14 protein-coding genes and 2 tRNA genes are annotated in these 16585 nt (G+C 43.3%); 5 read left to right on the forward strand and 11 right to left on the reverse strand.

Features of this window, described 5'->3' with window-relative positions; genetic code table 11:
- Positions 1 to 28 precede the first annotated feature (28 nt).
- The 3 genes from JMW61_RS03210 to JMW61_RS03220 form a co-directional block, all read right to left on the reverse strand.
- The gene (locus tag JMW61_RS03210) at positions 29 to 700 is read right to left on the reverse strand and encodes an RDD family protein (protein ID WP_201549522.1); all 672 of its coding nucleotides are present in this window, start codon (positions 698 to 700) and stop codon (positions 29 to 31) included.
- 216 nt (positions 701 to 916) lie between these two features.
- Positions 917 to 993: transfer RNA gene (locus JMW61_RS03215), tRNA-Arg, on the reverse strand.
- Between the two features lie 176 nt (positions 994 to 1169).
- Positions 1170 to 1259: transfer RNA gene (locus JMW61_RS03220), tRNA-Ser, on the reverse strand.
- A 466-nt stretch (positions 1260 to 1725) separates the two neighbouring features.
- Here JMW61_RS03220 and JMW61_RS03225 point away from each other — a divergent pair.
- Positions 1726 to 2514, forward strand: coding sequence for a hydroxymethylpyrimidine/phosphomethylpyrimidine kinase (locus JMW61_RS03225; protein WP_201549525.1), 789 nt, complete (start codon positions 1726 to 1728; stop codon positions 2512 to 2514).
- 131 nt (positions 2515 to 2645) lie between these two features.
- Here the strand turns inward: JMW61_RS03225 and JMW61_RS03230 are convergent, their stop codons facing one another.
- From JMW61_RS03230 to ppx, 5 genes are all read right to left on the reverse strand, one after another.
- Entirely contained in the window at positions 2646 to 3215 is a 570-nt protein-coding gene (locus tag JMW61_RS03230; protein ID WP_110921955.1) for a YggT family protein, read from the reverse strand.
- A 278-nt stretch (positions 3216 to 3493) separates the two neighbouring features.
- Complete coding sequence (proC, locus tag JMW61_RS03235; protein ID WP_201549527.1) at positions 3494 to 4327, reverse strand: pyrroline-5-carboxylate reductase; 834 nt, start codon at positions 4325 to 4327, stop codon at positions 3494 to 3496.
- Between the two features lie 145 nt (positions 4328 to 4472).
- Complete coding sequence (gene tilS / locus JMW61_RS03240; protein ID WP_201549537.1) at positions 4473 to 6098, reverse strand: tRNA lysidine(34) synthetase TilS; 1626 nt, start codon at positions 6096 to 6098, stop codon at positions 4473 to 4475.
- A gap of 209 nt (positions 6099 to 6307) precedes the next feature.
- Positions 6308 to 7111: an acetyl-CoA carboxylase carboxyltransferase subunit alpha gene (locus JMW61_RS03245; RefSeq protein WP_110921958.1), complete on the reverse strand. Its 804-nt coding sequence runs from the start codon at positions 7109 to 7111 to the stop codon at positions 6308 to 6310.
- A 186-nt stretch (positions 7112 to 7297) separates the two neighbouring features.
- Positions 7298 to 8824, reverse strand: a complete 1527-nt coding sequence (gene ppx, locus JMW61_RS03250; RefSeq protein ID WP_110921959.1) for an exopolyphosphatase — start codon at positions 8822 to 8824, stop codon at positions 7298 to 7300.
- Between the two features lie 414 nt (positions 8825 to 9238).
- On the opposite strand from ppx, the gene JMW61_RS03255 reads away from it, so the two are divergent.
- Positions 9239 to 9646: a DUF962 domain-containing protein gene (locus JMW61_RS03255; protein ID WP_201549539.1), complete on the forward strand. Its 408-nt coding sequence runs from the start codon at positions 9239 to 9241 to the stop codon at positions 9644 to 9646.
- 98 nt (positions 9647 to 9744) lie between these two features.
- Here the strand turns inward: JMW61_RS03255 and JMW61_RS03260 are convergent, their stop codons facing one another.
- Positions 9745 to 11493, reverse strand: a complete 1749-nt coding sequence (locus JMW61_RS03260) for an AMP-binding protein (RefSeq protein ID WP_201549541.1) — start codon at positions 11491 to 11493, stop codon at positions 9745 to 9747.
- 299 nt (positions 11494 to 11792) lie between these two features.
- Here JMW61_RS03260 and JMW61_RS03265 point away from each other — a divergent pair, with 299 nt between their 5' ends.
- A complete protein-coding gene (locus tag JMW61_RS03265; protein WP_201549549.1) occupies positions 11793 to 12182 on the forward strand; it encodes a lysozyme inhibitor LprI family protein in 390 nt (129 codons plus the stop codon).
- A gap of 73 nt (positions 12183 to 12255) precedes the next feature.
- Here the strand turns inward: JMW61_RS03265 and hemL are convergent, their stop codons facing one another.
- Complete coding sequence (gene hemL, locus JMW61_RS03270) at positions 12256 to 13557, reverse strand: glutamate-1-semialdehyde 2,1-aminomutase (protein WP_201549551.1); 1302 nt, start codon at positions 13555 to 13557, stop codon at positions 12256 to 12258.
- 103 nt (positions 13558 to 13660) lie between these two features.
- Positions 13661 to 14014, reverse strand: coding sequence for a zinc ribbon domain-containing protein YjdM (locus JMW61_RS03275; protein ID WP_110921964.1), 354 nt, complete (start codon positions 14012 to 14014; stop codon positions 13661 to 13663).
- 299 nt (positions 14015 to 14313) lie between these two features.
- Between JMW61_RS03275 and ygfZ the strand changes: the two genes are divergently transcribed.
- Both ygfZ and JMW61_RS03285 read left to right on the forward strand, forming a co-directional pair.
- The gene (gene ygfZ, locus JMW61_RS03280; protein ID WP_201549553.1) at positions 14314 to 15066 is read left to right on the forward strand and encodes a CAF17-like 4Fe-4S cluster assembly/insertion protein YgfZ; all 753 of its coding nucleotides are present in this window, start codon (positions 14314 to 14316) and stop codon (positions 15064 to 15066) included.
- Positions 15067 to 15141: 75 nt separating this feature from the next.
- The gene (locus tag JMW61_RS03285; protein ID WP_201549555.1) at positions 15142 to 16467 is read left to right on the forward strand and encodes a D-amino acid dehydrogenase; all 1326 of its coding nucleotides are present in this window, start codon (positions 15142 to 15144) and stop codon (positions 16465 to 16467) included.
- The last annotated feature ends 118 nt before the right edge of the window (positions 16468 to 16585 follow it).

Here is a 16585-nt window from a genome sequence, read left to right on the forward strand (position 1 = left end):
ACCAATACATAATACGTAGCTATAAATATTACGGTTTATTTTGCGACTGCTTGCGGTTTCTAAAACCACGCCATAACCCTTCGTGTGCTACTTTTGGCATTTTTAGGGTTATGGTATTAGATAACATATCTTGCACTGCTAAGCCGCGACGATTAAACAAACAAAAGGCGTAATTAAAAACCCAGCCTAATAAGGCGCTGGTTAATAATATCGCACGTGACCCACCGATTAAGCTACCGATAATACCAAACAGCAATGGCATCAAACATGCCGCCAAAATACGCTTAAATGACTGTCCCCATGTCAGTAAGTGACCTGAGTTATTCACGGTTTTTAATCGCCAAGTTTGCATACCTAACGTCTGCCCACCACGACGCCAAAACAACCCATAGAACGCCACTAGTGTCAGTACAAATGACGGCGTCATAATGACGTTCTGATACCATGTTGGCAACGACTGTGCTTGAGAAGAGTCTGTACCTGTATTCATGGTCAGCAATGTGCCAATCACGGTCAGCATCGTTCCCACCAAGAACAACAATGCCAAAATCAACATGCCATCATAGAGTACCGCCACGACACGTGTAGTGGGCTTGGCGATCGTTGGCTCTTCATCAGGTGTTTGCTGCATAGGAGCATTACGTTGAGGCTTTGATTTGGTAGTTGCTTTGGATGTGCGTTTAGATAAACTTTTTGACATGGTACAAGCTCATAGCAAGCAGTGAATAATGGCTCCATTGTACCGTAATTCACGGTTGTATCGTACATTATCCTCAGATGCTATCTGGTCATACATTTGCTCACGGCAGTAAATATTAAGACAAAAGTAACAGACATAAAAAAACCGCCAAATTGTCATAAGACAGGCGATTATTTTAGGTACTTCTTAAGCTTATATAATAAGCTAGTATGCAAATGGTGCGCCTGGAGAGATTCGAACTCCCGACCCCTTAGTTCGTAGCCAAGTGCTCTATCCAACTGAGCTACAGGCGCGTATTTTGCACATCATCCACTGTGTTGTTAATAACAATTACAGTAAATTAGGTTGGTCATTATATAGATAATATCGCTTGTGTCAACATCTTTATTCATTAAAATATGATTAATTTTTAACTTATAAAGACTAACAACTGATTTTTGCGATGCTACTCTAAAAATAACACTATAAATGGAGGTGAAGGAGGGATTCGAACCCTCGATACGCGCAAACGTATGGTTCCTTAGCAGGGAACTGGTTTCAGCCACTCACCCACTTCACCAAACGACGTAAGACTTTTTAAGTTCTAAAAAATAGTATTATTGCTGATAATACGTCTTATCCCGTGGGCGATGATTATAGCAAAACCAAAAAGAATTGCAAGCATTGTCTAGCTATTTAATGCAATTTTTATGATATTTATTTATTTATATCGTCTTATGCCTTTTTTAACGAGTAAAGTATCTCTAGAAACCAGTAGAAATGAGATCTGAGACAATCAATATGCGGTTAATTACTATTTATCGGTAAATTTGATCGATGCATTAATTTTCAATATATAGTCAAATCCATATAAATCCGCTACATCGTTATCTTCGCTAACCATAACAACGTATAGCTTGCACTCGGTTTCCTTGTATCGAAATTATTTGAGCTCAACGATACAATCTCTCACTTACTGTGGCTTTTTCAGCAGTGGATAGCTATAGTATTTATTATTCATTTTAAAATATATCAAAGGAAGTGTTATGCGACCAGTGGTTCTTTGCTTTTCAGGATTGGATCCCTCAGGTGGTGCTGGATTACAAGCCGATATTGAAGCCGTTGGCCAAGCAGGTGCTCATGCTGCCATTGCCTGTACTGCCATCACCGTACAAAACTCGCAACAAGTATTTGGCTTTGAGGCTTGTGCCGCGAGCTTGGTAAAAGACCAAGCCACAGCAGTGCTCGACGACCTGCCTGTTAGCGTTATCAAATCAGGTATGCTTGGTACGACTGATAATATCGCGATGTTGACCCAGTTGTTTGCTGAGCAAGTTATCGCTGCTGAGACACCTTTTGTATTAGACCCAGTATTGGTCGCCAATAGCGGTGGCAGCCTAGGTGATGAAAAGACATTAGTCACTGCTTTTAAATTGCTTCTCCCCTACGCCACTCTAATCACACCGAATACGCATGAGCTACGTGCATTAAGCGGTGAGCAGGACTTACACATCGGCGCACAGAAGCTATGTGAGCAAGGTACTCATGCCGTATTGGTAAAAACGTCTCATGACTTTGATAGCGGTGATATTGAGCAGTATCTATATATAAAAGGTGAAATGGTACACCAAAGCATTTTGCCGCGTCTAGAAGGCGAATTTCACGGCTCAGGCTGCTCACTGGCTAGCTTTATCGCTGGACGTTTAGCAATGGGAGATTTACTTGTTGATGCAGTCAAGGAAGCAGATAGTTGGATCACTCGAACGCTGCGTGCTGCTGATGCGCCGCACCCTGATAATGCTCAAGCCCAGTTGATACCCAATCGTTTCATCTGATTGCAACTGATTGATGTCCTCATATACGGATAGCTTTTATCAGCGACAAAAAAAGGCGCTCTATGTCTTATAGAGCGCCTTTTTTGTGTGGTATTTCTAGTAATGTAACTTTTTAGCTTAAGAAACTTGGCTTAGCCTAACATCGGTAGGAAGCTCGCTGCCAAACCGCCAATAAACATCTCTAGCAGAATAAAAGCAACAAAGGCTATCATCGGTGATAAATCAAGCATACCCATGTTTGGCGTGATACGGCGAAACGGCTCCAAGATTGGTTCCGCAAGATTCATAATGATACCAATAATCGGATGCTGAGATTGCGTAAACACGACAATCCAGCTGACAATAATTGAACCAATAACCAAGTAGCGACACATACGCAAAAAATCTAAAATCAAGCTGACAGTACCAGTGAAAAATAACGGTACAGGTGCAATGCCTTTATGGGTCAGTGCTGCCTTTCCAGAGATATCAATCAGACGAATCAAAAACATCAGTACAATCGCTGCAATACTGATACGACCTTGACCAACCGTTGGAAAAATACGTCCAAAAACATCGACAATATGGGTCGCTTTATAAGCAGGGGCTATCATTGGATTACTCGCATCCATACCTGCAAACTGCAGCATAAAACGAATAAACACCAACATCATCGCAAAGGTGGTGACCAAATCAAAGATTTGAAATAACATGTTGTTCATGAAGTGCTACTCAATGTGACGTTATTAACAGGTTCTAGGATGACGAATGTCATTATCAGATGCTTAGTGTAGTCGACCCTCTATACATTGGATACGGTGTCAGTCTCGCTTAGCCTACTACTTGTAGTACTTTCACTCGCCTTCCTTGTATCCAAATTATATGGGGAACCGACTATATTACCAAAAATAAAATGAGCCAGTGATACGAGTGTCAATACGGCAATTTGTAGATCGCAATAATCTGGACACCAGCAATCATATTTTTGGGTTTTGTCTAACTATTTGCTCATCTCTTCACTAAGCGCTTGGCTGCGATCAGAGCAAGCTTTCATCGCTTCGCTGATTTGACGACCGATTTCATTGGCTTGCATAGACTCTACTGCGGCTTGAGTAGTACCTTTTGGCGAGGTGACTTTACGACGCAATTCAGCAGGAGTGTCATCACTGTTCATCGCCATTTTCGCAGCGCCTAACATGGTTTGCATCGCTAGCGCTGAGGCTTTTTCTTTGTCCAAACCTAAAGCAACGGCTCCATCAACCATCGATTCGATGAAGTAAAACATATAAGCAGGTGCTGAGCCTGATACGGCCGTAACAGCATGCATATGCGCTTCATCATCAACCCATATGACCAAGCCTGAGGCTTCTACGACTGCGGTTGCTAGCTGCTTTTGTTCATCTGAAATAGCATCCGTACCATATAGACCAGTAGCACCCATTTGAATCATCGAAGGTGTATTTGGCATTGCGCGTACGATGTTGCTATAGCCACCCAACATGTCAGACAACAGATCCGTCGACAGACCTGCTGCCACTGAAATCACCAACTGATTATCTAGAGCGTCAGCAAACTCGCCAACAACCTGTCTCATTACCTGCGGCTTAACAGCCAGTACGACGATGTCAGCGCCAATCACAGCAGCTTTAGGGTTTTCACTGGCATCAACCGTGTTCATTTGCTGCTTGTCATACTGATCACGTGTCTCTTTGCTAGGTGCTGATACGGTAATAAGCTCAGGATTGACGCCAGAGCTCACTAGCCCGCTAATCAAGGCCTGAGCCATATTTCCGCCGCCGATAAAGCTGATTTTTTTATTATCTAATACTGACATACTTGTCTCCTACACAAAAATTCAAAGTTATTCAAACTAACATATGCATATACAAAATGACATTTAGTTTACCATACTGCTACCAGCACCGTTTGATAAATTCATGGCGACCACATTGCCATCAAACTTAGGAGCATCTAGTAAATTACGCTAAATCTGCTCTATTTTTTGCACCTTTTTTCGGACTTAAATGACTCTTGATAAATTCAGCGAGCTGATGATTGATAGTGTCAGTTTTCAGATTATCAGCGCTTAATATCCAACGATCAAAAGGTGACAGCAATAAAATAGGCAACGCTATCGGACTTTCATTTTCGATCATTTTCTCATCTATAAAATCCACACTGATCACTACTAAACTATCACGTAACCATGAGGGTATACCCAAAGTTTGGTAAAGCTTTTTGCCAGACTGTGGGCGTGATGCTAGTGCTGTTTGTACACGCTGCTTGCGACCCAATGGTGCTATCTTTAACATTGCTGTCTTTAACATTGCTGTTCTTGATGATTTTAGCAATGCTTCGTGTTGGTCATGGTCTAATAATCCCGCCAATTCATTTGCCAAAATCTGCACCTGCCAAGTGAAATTATCATCACTACATAAAGTGTTCAAGATAGGCTGTTCGTCAGCTGCATTAAATTCAGGTGAAAAAGGTTGATGTAATCGTAGCGCTTGTTCGGTAAGCGACAATTTCAGCCAAGTCAGCCACTCATTGCTTAGACGATAAAGCTGCTGCCGATAACGACGAATAGTATAAGACTGCTTACGACCTTGCCAAAAAAGTTCCGTCTGATGATCGTGGTCATCACGTTGACTTAGAAGTAGTACATCATCTACAAGCTGCTTAGCTGGTGGTAATGGCTCATCTTGGCCCAACCAATAATGTAATAATTGACGTTGGCGATACAGTGGTAGCTTGTGCAGATCATCAATATTTAGGACTTGCTGAGCATATGGTAACTGTAATGAAGCAATCACTGTCTGCTGCAAATCTGCAGCTGCTTGTGCACTGACACTTGCCTGCGCTTCACTCAATAGCTGTGCGCTACGAGCAATATTATCAATAACATTGGGATTATATGACGCCAATACTGGCATGATGTCACGGCGTAATCCACTACGCACGTTATCGCCTGTGTCATTGGTGGGATCATCAATATAGGGTAGTTCTAGACGCTGAGCATAGGCACTGATACGGCTACGCCGAATGGTTAGCCAAGGCCGCCACAGTATATTATGCTGCTCACCTTGTCTCTGTACGCGCCACGGCTGCATGCCCGATAGACCATTCACGCCAGCGCCTTGAATCAATCGCATCAATACGGTTTCCGCTTGGTCGTCAGCATGATGGCCCAATAGCAAAACATCGCCCTGATTGATATGCGCGCGCATTACCTCATAGCGAGCTTGTCGTGCTGCCTGTTCATCATGGCCGTTTACTTGCGCACGTAATATATAACACGGTATTTTTTGCACCGCTGCCCAATCAGCGACATGTGTTGCCCAAGCGATACTGTCCGCTTGCAGACCATGATTTACATGTAAGAGCTGTGGTAAAAATGGCAATCTGCCTTGTCGATAAAGCTGCACACATAACGCTGCTAATGCCAATGAATCACGTCCACCACTACATGCTAGCCAAAGACGACGGCCATGCAGCTGTTCACCATACTCAGACATACTACTCAATAAAGCTTCGGCTAGCTTATCATCAACTGGCAACTCATCGATTGGCTCAATAGAGTAAGAAAGGATCGCACTGCTGGTCATAGTCAGCCTTATTTATAGGTTGGTTACCGCACAAATGGGGGAATAGCTACATTAATTATTTAGTTACGTCAGGTGCTTTATATAGTAACAGCCATAAAAAAACGCGCCATTAAATGACACGTTTTTATTTTAGCATTAAGACTCAGACTCTAATATTAAAAGCCACGTATTCGTTACGTTTAATATTAGGTTAGTACAGTATTAGATTACTAAGCAGGCAACATCACTTCAGAGTTAAACGTTTTTAGCTTTTCATAACGTAGCTCGCAACGATCATGCGCATCTAAGTCTTTAAGTTCATCTAACTGTTCAGCAATAAGTGCTTTTAATGCAGTCATGACTGGCTGCGGTTGCACGTGAGCACCTTCGCCCTCTTCAATAACAGCATCAATTAAGCCCATTTGATATAGGTTAATGGCGTTTAATTTCAATGCTTCACTAGCATCTTGTGCTTTTTCAGCGGTTTTCCATAAGATGGACGCACAACCTTCAGGAGAGATGACTGAGTAAATACTGTTTTGCAGCATGTTTACTTTATCACCCACGCCAATGGCTAATGCACCACCTGAACCACCTTCACCGATAATGGTGACAATGATAGGGACTTTTAGGCTAGAGAACACCGCAATACTTTCTGCAATGGCTTGTGCTTGACCACGTTCTTCAGCACCGATACCAGGATATGCGCCTTGGGTATCCACAAAGGTCATCACAGGAATATTAAAACGCTCAGCCATTTTGACCAAACGAATCACTTTGCGATAACCTTCAGGATTGGCCATACCAAAGTTATGAGCAATACGCTCGCGAGTACTGCGACCACGATGTTGACCAATTACCATTACTGGCATACCGTCAAAACGAGCCAAGCCACCAAGTATGGCTTTGTCATCGGCAAAAGCACGGTCGCCATGCAACTCATCAAATTCGGTAAACAGTTGATTAACATAGTCCATAAATAATGGACGCTTGGCGTGTCGTGCAAGCTGCACACTATCCCAGACAGTGCTCATAGACCTTTCCCTTTAATAATTATATTTAACAATAGCGTCGTTATCGGTTTGTAGATAATGAAAGTACAGTTGTAAACTCAATAGAAGCTATAGTAGCACATCTTAAATCGCATAACATTACCGACAGAGCAGCTTTTGTTACGCGAATCTTTAGCTTAATAATTACAACCGTAATTTCTATAAGCGCTAAGCTTCAACCACACTCAGCTTCACGCCCCACTTGGCAAATTGATCCGCTTCCGTCAGGAGATCGGACAATAAGAAAGCATAGTGTTCACTGCTATCAATAACTGTGATTTGCCAACAGTTATCATCCATAACTTTTAATTCTAATTCTGGTAACTCATAATCGCTGCGGCTATGATGTGCCAACACTGCCAGACGTAATAGCAAACAGAGATAAACGAGCTGATCACCACCGATAGTGCACGTCTGCTCAAGCATATCAGCCTTGAGCTTACGGCGATGATTGAGCATCAACTGCGCCATACGTTTTTGATCGACTTGCGAAAATCCTGGAATATCTGAATATTCAAGCAGATAGGCACTGTGCTTATGATAGCTGCTATGACTGATTGCGAGCCCTATCTCATGCAAGAAGGCTGCCCGTCTGAGCAAGTCACCATCATCGCTACTGAGCGCAAGCTTATCCATGACCTGTTCAAATAAATGACGGCTGGTCTTGACCACTTGCTTGGCTTGTTTTTTGTCGCCTGAATAACGCTTAATCAGTGCTAATACACTGCGGTCACGCACATCTTCACTAGCAAAACGCCCGAGCATGTCATACATAACCCCTTCACGTAGCGCACCATCTGAATAAGCAATGGTTTCAATGCTCAGTACTTTCATCACTGCACGCAATACGGCAACACCCGCTGGGAATACTGCTTTACGGTGCTCTTTCACACCTTCTAAGTCAATATCATCAACGTTGCCAATCTTGAGCAGCAGCTTCTCTAGTTTTTTGACACCTTTATAAGTGATGCGTTCTTGCTCATCAGCCCAGCCTTTTGAAACAAGGACATTACGCACCGCTTTGATCGTACCACTAGAGCCAACCACACTACTCCAGCCAGTCTTTTGATAACGGCCGTTGATTGCGAGCACTTCTTTGCGTGCGCCTGAGATAGCATTATTAAAAGCTTCTTTAGTAATCAATCCGTCAGAAAAGTATTTTTGCGTAAAAGCCACACAACCCATCTGTAGACTCTCAGTCAATAGTGGATCGAACTCTTGACCAATAATAAACTCTGTCGAACCACCACCGATATCCATCACCAAGCGTTTATCGCTACTGGCATTGGTGTGCGAAACACCCAGATAAATCAATCGAGCTTCTTCGCGCCCTGCAATAATTTCAATAGGCTTGGGCAAAATCTTATTGGCACGTGCAATAAAGTCGTTGGCATTTTTGGCTTGGCGCAACGCATTGGTCGCAACCACACGAATACGCTCTGGAGGCACTGAGTCCAAGCGCGCCACGAACCGACTCAAACAATCAAGACCACGCTTTTCAGCGGCGGCACTTAGGATTTTATTTTCATCTAATCCGGCAGCCAGCTGCACCTTTTCAGACATAGACACTACTTTTCGCACCTCACCATGATCGAGACGCGCAATGGCTAGGTGAAAGCTGTTGGAGCCAATATCAATGGCTGCCATCATTTCGTCATCAGCAAGCGGTGGATTCGTAAGGTAGTCAATAGGCATAGGAGAAGTCGTTACCATGTTAGATAAAGGAAAAAGAATACTTATTAAAATCAGGCGGCTGATCTGTGCAAAAATTACAGATGCATAAAATAGGGCTATCTATACGAATAGACGCTATTTTTGCCATTAAAGCATTTATGCCAAACACTCGCAAGCGACACAAAATCACAGTGAACGTGTCATGACACCATATATACAGTAAACGAGGCACACTCAGCATCTATTGCTTGTGTTAATAATATGGGTTTGCTACATTGAAAGCCACCAATATTATAATAAATAACAGTGACTTGGTGTCTGTTTATAAATAGACTATCACCTATAATCTGCATCTAAATAGAAAGCAACTTACTCACCAATGTTAAAGTCTGCCTTAATTTTATATGGCATACACCACTAGCAAGGAAGCTAAAAATGAAAGAAACTGCCACACAGAACATGACCAAAACTGCTGATACGCAGATCAACAGCAATGCCAAGAAAGAAGTCGTTAAAAACAATACGCCAACTAAGCAGAAATTTTATGATTTCTATTTGGATGAACATCAAAATATGGCTTGCCGACGCCTGCACTTTGCAGGCAGCAGTTTTGGATTATTGGGACTCGCAAAATCTGTCAAAACTGGCTCAGCCAAACCTTTACTAAAAGGCATTGCGGCTGGATATGCTTGCGCGTGGGTGGGTCATTTTTTCTTTGAAAAAAACAAACCAGCCTCTTTTAAATTTCCATTAAAAAGCTTTGCCAGCGACTTCCGAATGTATGGCGATGTGGTACGCGGTAACTTAAGCTTGAGAGATCGCAAGTTTGATAAAGCACGATAAAACTCAATCGTTGTATACAGCACGCATTAAAAAACGGGGCTGCTAAAAATAGCAGCCCAGTTTTTTATTCGTTTTCATCAGTGAAATGACGTCTTTATTTATCGCAAAGATTTACGCAGAATTTTACCTACTGCCGTCTTAGGTAGCTCATCAATAAACACATAAGACTGCGGACGCTTATAGCCAGTCAAACGCTCAATGGCAAAAGCCGCCAGTTCATCAGCCGTTAAACTTGGGTCTTTTTTAACCACAAAGGCTTTGGGCACTTCACCGCTGTGTTTGTCTTCGACACCAATGACAGCAACTTCTAGCACTTTTGGATGCTCAGTTAATGCGGCTTCTACTTCATTAGGATAAACATTAAATCCTGAGACCAATATCATATCTTTTTTGCGATCCACGAGTGTCAAAAAACCATCGTGATCCATGACGCCAATATCGCCAGATTTAAAATAACCATCCTCAGTAAAGGTATCTGTATTGTCTTTCTGCCAATAACCTTGCATCACTTGTGGTCCTTTGATGCCGACTTCCCCAGGTGTTCCGATCGTACACGAGGATCCATTTTCATCAATGATTTTGATATTCATCATTGCTAACGGCAGGCCAACGCTACCATTAAAACTCGTAATCCTTGGCGGATTGAACGAGATAACTGGTGCCGTCTCAGACATTCCATAACCTTCATGAATCATCATGCCCGTCACTTGTTGCCACTGATCGGATACCGCCTTGATGATAGCGGTACCACCACCGATAGATAAGGCCAATCGACTAAAATCAAGGCCAGCAAATTTTGGATGATTGAGCATACCAATAAACAGGGTATTTACAGAAGGAATGACATGCGGACGATGCTGCTCAATAGTATTGACTAGCCCATCGACATCACGTGGATTGGTAACCAATATATCCTCCCACCCACCATATATCCCGAGCAAACCGCAAACGGTAAATGAAAAAATATGGTAAAGCGGTAAAGGATTCAGTATCTTGATCTGCTCACTACGACCAGCCTCAATCGCCTTACCAAACATCGCATAACACTGACAGATATTAGCCATGACATTATAATGTGTCAGCATGGCGCCTTTTGGCTTACCAGTCGTACCGCCTGTGTATTGTAATAAGGCCAAATCCTCACGCTTGATAGTCACAGACCGATATTGCTCAGCGTGGTATGTATTTATAATATGCGCAAAGCTTATACTCTGCTCTGAGGTGTCGTTTGCAACATTATCGGCTGTGGTTTGGTTGGTTTGATTGAATTGACGAGTAGTATCAGCTGAGGCTTTGAGTTGGGTAAGCAGGACAATATCGTTATCCGCAGTTTCAGCATTCGGGTTAACAGAACAATATATGACCAGTGACAGCTGCGATTTCACTGCATCGTCTAATTGATCGAAAGCGGCGGTCATCCCATCAAGGACAACCAGCACGCTAACTTGAGCATCCGTCAGTTGGTGTGCCAATTCATAATGGGTGTACATTGGATTGACGTTTACCAGTACGGTGCCTGAGCGCAAACAGCCAAGCAGCACGACTGCATACTGCAATATATTGGGTAGTTGTACCGCGACACGATCGCCCTTGTTGATTCCTTTTGCTTGTAAAAAAGCAGCAAAGCGGCGACTGGCAATATCCAATTGTGCAAAGGTAAGCGTAGCGGGCCCCATACTAAAAGCCACAGAATCACTATGCTGATCTATCTTGGGTTGCAATAAATCTAGCAGATTATGCTTACCCTCTAACACATCTAGATTATTTCTTAGTCCGTGTTTCTCATACGAGGCTTGCCATAACGGTGGCGTATTACTGCTAGGCATATTATTGGTGCTGGTAGTCATGAGTTAGCGTCCTTGCTGTGTATGTTTTTCTCAGCATAGCACACTCTAATAACGATTTTTTAAGCGGCTGAGTCACTTTATGGGCTCTGTTATTCGTAGTATTTTTTGGGCCATATATATCGACTTTCATGACCAGTATATAGGACAAAAACTTGGCTCGACTAGCTTAAAATGTAGCTGCAATCACAGACATACATTTACCAAACTTCTCATAAACTCGAGATATACTGAAATATAACCATGTTATGCTCATTTCCCTTTCATAAAAACAATATAAATAACGAGATTATATGATTGTCATGAGCCTTATTAAAAAAATCGGCTGTCTTGCTTTACTGTCAACAGGGCTATTTGTCAGTGCTCAAGCGTCTGCAGAAAGCACCTGCGATAACGCCTATACTCAAACAGATATGAATAAGTGTATTGCAGCTGAGCTGGCCATAGAAGACCAAAAGCTGAACCAGTCTTACCGCGATTTTCAGCGCTTACTTAACAGCTCTGAGAAACAACAATTAAAAGCAGTACAATTGGCATGGATTGATTTTAGAGACAAAGCTTGCCAGCTTTCTGCCCAATCGGTTCGTGGCGGTAGTATTTATCCAATGGTACTCAATGGTTGCTTGACCACTTATACACAACAACGACGTGTACAGTTGGACGCCGATATTAAAAGCATCAAAAATAAATAAATGAGCATAAAAAAAACCAGCACCTTTTAAGGTACTGGTTTTTTTAATAAGCCAAAAAATAGCTCTAGCTAAATTACGCTTTTGCCATTTCTGCAAATATCTCATCAGCCGCTTTGATAGAAATATCAATGTCTTCATCGCTATGCTTGATAGACATAAAGCCTGCTTCATAAGCCGACGGTGCCAAATAAATACCGCGATCTAGCATACCGTGGAAGAAAGTATTAAACACAGTCATGTCACACTCTGTCACGTCATCAAAGTTCTGAGGTACAGTAGTCGCATTGTCTCTGACGAAGAACATACCAAACATGCCGCCCAGTTTATTGGTACGAAGGTTGATACCGTGCTTGTCAGCCGCTGCTTGAAAACCGTCTACTAGACGATCAACTTTCGCGGCTAACTCATCATAAAAACCGTCTGCCGTTAAGTCTTCAAACATCGCAATACCAGCACGCATCGCTAGTGGGTTGCCTGATAACGTGCCAGCTTGATAAACACCGCCAAGTGGTGCGATACAAGACATGACTTCTTTTTTACCACCGAAAGCGCCAACAGGTAGACCTGCACCGATGATTTTGCCAAAGCAAGTTAAATCAGGGTCGATACCGAAGTGCGCCTGCGCACCGCCAAGACCAACGCGAAATCCAGTCATCACTTCATCAAAGATTAATACTGCACCATTGGCAGTACACTCGGCACGCAACGTATCATGGAATTCTTGTGTTGGAATGACCATGTTCATATTGCCAGCGATAGGCTCTAAGATAACGCATGCGACTTCTTCGCCCCATTTCTCAAAGCAATCTTTGATCGCTTGCGGATCATTATAAGGAATCGTAATCGTGTGCTTAGCAAAATCTGCTGGCACGCCTTTAGAGGTTGGCTCGCCGATATCCAGCATGCCTGAACCTGCTTTTACTAGCAGGCTATCTGAATGCCCATGGTAGCAACCTTCAAATTTAACGATTTTGTCACGCTGGGTATAACCACGTGCTAGACGAATCGCACTCATGGTCGCTTCTGTACCTGAGCTGGTCATACGAATCATCTCGACGCTAGGAACGATTTCGCAAATCTTATCGGCAACGGTCGTTTCAAACGGTGTGGGCGTACCAAAGCTTAGACCATCATCAGCGGCTTTTTTAACTGCATCAATGACTTTTGGATGCGCATGACCCAAAATCATCGGGCCCCAAGAGCCGACATAATCGATATAAGCATTGTCTTCGGTGTCATAAATTTTGCTGCCGTTGGCGCGGTGCATAAAGATTGGCGTACCACCGACTCCTGCAAAGGCGCGAACAGGTGAATTAACACCACCCGGGATATGTTTGCTGGCTTGTGCAAAGAGCTGTTCGTTTTTAGTACTCATAGTTATTCTCTACTTATAGCGACATTTATAACGACAATTTTTTGTGATTAAACGTCTATTTTATATTTGTTTATTATCCAATTTTTCAAGCACGTTTGGAGCGCTAGGCTTTTTTGACAACAGAAGATTTGAGCTTCATTGGCCCGTAGCCGTCAAGCTTGCAGTCGATATCATGACCGTCAGTAGCATCTGGCAACAGGCGAATGCTTTTCGCTTTCGTCCCGACTTTAATCACGATTGAAGAGCCTTTGACTTTTAGGTCTTTGATCACAGTCACCGCATCACCGTCTTGTAGCTCGTTGCCGACAGCATCACGAATAACTGCATCTTGCTCTTCAGCTTGCGCAGCATCGGTCTCAGCCGCCGTCCACTCATGAGCACACATTGGACATACCAGTAACGCACCATCTTCATACGTATATTCAGCATCACATTTAGGGCAATTTGGTAAGCTCATTATTTCCTCGGCAGCCATGACAGATTAGGTTTTTACTAGAGCCAACATTGTACCGTAACTCGACAATTTTAACCAATTTGTACGGTTGAAAACTGGGTACTGAGCCCAATTTAACTGTTAACTCACCACTTAACCACGAGCTTTTTTATGACCGTGTTTTTTGTGGTACTCTTCTTAGCTTCATTTAGTTTAATGTGCACATATACTGTCAATGATAAAAATGCCCGTATAATTTTTTATCACTTCGATTTACCCTACATATTATTAATAAATAAGCTCTCATCAGAAGGATAATAATAATGACTCAAATTTCAAATGCATCGATATTACCAAAGTTTGCCCAATTAACCATTCAAGGCGAGGATGCCGAAAAATTCTTTCAAGGACAGTTGACCTGTGATGTCACCAAGCTCGGCCTCAGCTATCAAGCTGCTGCCATTGGTAATTTAAAGGGACGCATTGAATTTGGTATTTGGATTAAGAAACAAGCAGAAAAGCAATATGATGTGGTCATCAGTAGCGACTGTGCGGATGCTCTGCAAGCCCACTTAAAGAAATTCGGGGCGTTTTCTAAATTTGAAACCAGCGCACCGACGCCAATTTATCCTTGTGTCCTTGATAATGTACCGACTTTTAGCCATAAAGACGATCATAATACGACTGAGGATACACAAGCTTGGATGCAATGCAGTATTGCCACTGGTAACTATTGGATCGTAGCTGCCACTCAAGGTGAATTCCAACCGCAAGAGCTGCGTCTGCATCAGCGCGGCGGTATGGATTACGACAAAGGCTGCTATCTGGGTCAAGAAGTCATCGCTCGTATTTATTTTAAATCAGCACCCAAAGCATTTTTGCACTATGTAAAAGGCACTGGTGAGGTACCAGCTGCAGGTAACAAGCTTGATAAAATCCAAGTGGTCAATGCGATTGCTAATGCCGAAGGTTTTGAAGCATTGGTGATTGCTCGTCCAGAATACCTTGTTGATAGCCTACTGACGCCACTAGACTTGCCAGCTCCCCTGAAAGCTGATGTGGCCCGCGCCAAATAAAACTTGCCTGATACAGGGTGTTAGAAGTTTGACCCATCGCTATCAAGCCATTAGACAATCACAGTAGAGAATCCTATGACACATGTTGCAGTACTTGGAGCAGGCGTGGTCGGTGTGACCACCGCATGGTATCTTCGTCAAGCAGGCTATGATGTGACTGTGATTGAGCGTGAACCCGCAGCAGGCTTGCAAACCTCATTTGCAAATGGTGGTCAAATATCGGTGTCGCATGCCACACCTTGGGCCAACCCTGCGACTCCGATGAAAGCACTCAAGTGGTTGTTTAAAGAAGACGCCCCGCTTCTGTATCGCTTGCGGGCTGACAAAGCTCAGCTCAAATGGGCGATGCAGTTTCTGCAAGAGTGCCGCGCCGATAGAGCCGATGCCAATCTCGTACAAATGGTACGTCTGGGTCTGTATTCTAGAGACGCTTTGCAGCAGCTGCGTGCAGATATCGGTATTAATTATGAGCAGCAAACACGCGGTATCATGCATTTTTATACCAATCAGGCAGAGTTTGATGCTGCCATCGAGCCAACCGAACGTATGCAAGCGCTCGGTTGTGAGCGCTACGTGATTGATATTAATAATGCGGTCAATTTAGAGCCAGCCCTTTACCCAATTGCTCATAAGCTGACTGGAGCGACCTATACCAGTCGTGATGAGTCTGGCAATGCCCATCTATTTACTCAACGGTTAGCACAGCGCTGCATCGATGCTGGCGTACAGTTCTTATATGATACCGAGATTTTGGCACTCAATACCGATATAGACTCTTCGCGCCCGCATGTGCACAGTGTCACCATTCGCCCAGCAGGTGAAAATGCCCAGACCTTTACTGCGGATACTTATGTATTGGCGCTTGGTAGCTATAGCGTGTCATTGTTAAAACCTTTAGGCATACACGCGCCAATATTTCCAGCAAAAGGCTACTCTGCCACTTATACCGTCAACCCACGAGCACCACACTTAGCGCCTTTTGTTAGTCTAATTGATGATGAGTTCAAACTGGTCACCTCACGATTGGGTGACAAATTGCGAGTCGCTGGTACCGCTGAATTTAATGGCTATAACTTAGACTTAAATGCCACTCGCTGTGAAGCGATTACTCGACGTGTGCAGCAATTGTTCCCCAAAGGGATTATTGCAAACTCGGTACAATATTGGACAGGACTGCGCCCGATGACCCCATCGAACGTGCCTTTGATTGGTCGTGCGCACTGCGGTCAAGTCAAACATGGTAGTCATAATGCTTCAGCGACTTTTGACAATCTATGGCTCAACACCGGACACGGTACATTGGGATGGACACATTCTTGTGGTTCTGCAAAAGCCATTAGTCTGTTAATCCAAGGTGAAACGCCTAGCGTTGATTTTGACTTTGTCGGTATGAGCGCTTAATCAGATAAGAGATATATTCAGATTTCGTGCAAAAAAGAAGGCGCTTATATATAGTAAGCGCCTTCTTTTTAGTTTAGATTTAAGACAATTATTAAGCTGTTACGCTGTCCATCAAGTT

The sequence above is a fragment of the Psychrobacter fjordensis genome, from assembly GCF_904845995.1.
GTDB classification, from domain to species: domain Bacteria; phylum Pseudomonadota; class Gammaproteobacteria; order Pseudomonadales; family Moraxellaceae; genus Psychrobacter; species Psychrobacter fjordensis.

Bases quoted from the DNA above. Each gene is read 5' to 3' on its own strand.
- ygfZ (WP_201549553.1), top strand. From the start codon at position 14,314: ATGACTCAAATTTCAAATGCATCGATATTACCAAAGTTTGCCCAATTA.
- proC (WP_201549527.1), bottom strand. From the start codon at position 4,327: ATGTCAGTATTAGATAATAAAAAAATCAGCTTTATCGGCGGCGGAAAT.
- JMW61_RS03275 (WP_110921964.1), bottom strand. From the start codon at position 14,014: ATGAGCTTACCAAATTGCCCTAAATGTGATGCTGAATATACGTATGAA.
- JMW61_RS03255 (WP_201549539.1), top strand. From the start codon at position 9,239: ATGAAAGAAACTGCCACACAGAACATGACCAAAACTGCTGATACGCAG.
- tilS (WP_201549537.1), bottom strand. From the start codon at position 6,098: ATGACCAGCAGTGCGATCCTTTCTTACTCTATTGAGCCAATCGATGAG.
- hemL (WP_201549551.1), bottom strand. From the start codon at position 13,557: ATGAGTACTAAAAACGAACAGCTCTTTGCACAAGCCAGCAAACATATC.
- JMW61_RS03265 (WP_201549549.1), top strand. From the start codon at position 11,793: ATGAGCCTTATTAAAAAAATCGGCTGTCTTGCTTTACTGTCAACAGGG.
- JMW61_RS03260 (WP_201549541.1), bottom strand. From the start codon at position 11,493: ATGACTACCAGCACCAATAATATGCCTAGCAGTAATACGCCACCGTTA.
- ppx (WP_110921959.1), bottom strand. From the start codon at position 8,824: ATGCCTATTGACTACCTTACGAATCCACCGCTTGCTGATGACGAAATG.
- JMW61_RS03230 (WP_110921955.1), bottom strand. From the start codon at position 3,215: ATGAACAACATGTTATTTCAAATCTTTGATTTGGTCACCACCTTTGCG.
- JMW61_RS03210 (WP_201549522.1), bottom strand. From the start codon at position 700: ATGTCAAAAAGTTTATCTAAACGCACATCCAAAGCAACTACCAAATCA.
- JMW61_RS03225 (WP_201549525.1), top strand. From the start codon at position 1,726: ATGCGACCAGTGGTTCTTTGCTTTTCAGGATTGGATCCCTCAGGTGGT.
- JMW61_RS03245 (WP_110921958.1), bottom strand. From the start codon at position 7,111: ATGAGCACTGTCTGGGATAGTGTGCAGCTTGCACGACACGCCAAGCGT.
- JMW61_RS03285 (WP_201549555.1), top strand. From the start codon at position 15,142: ATGACACATGTTGCAGTACTTGGAGCAGGCGTGGTCGGTGTGACCACC.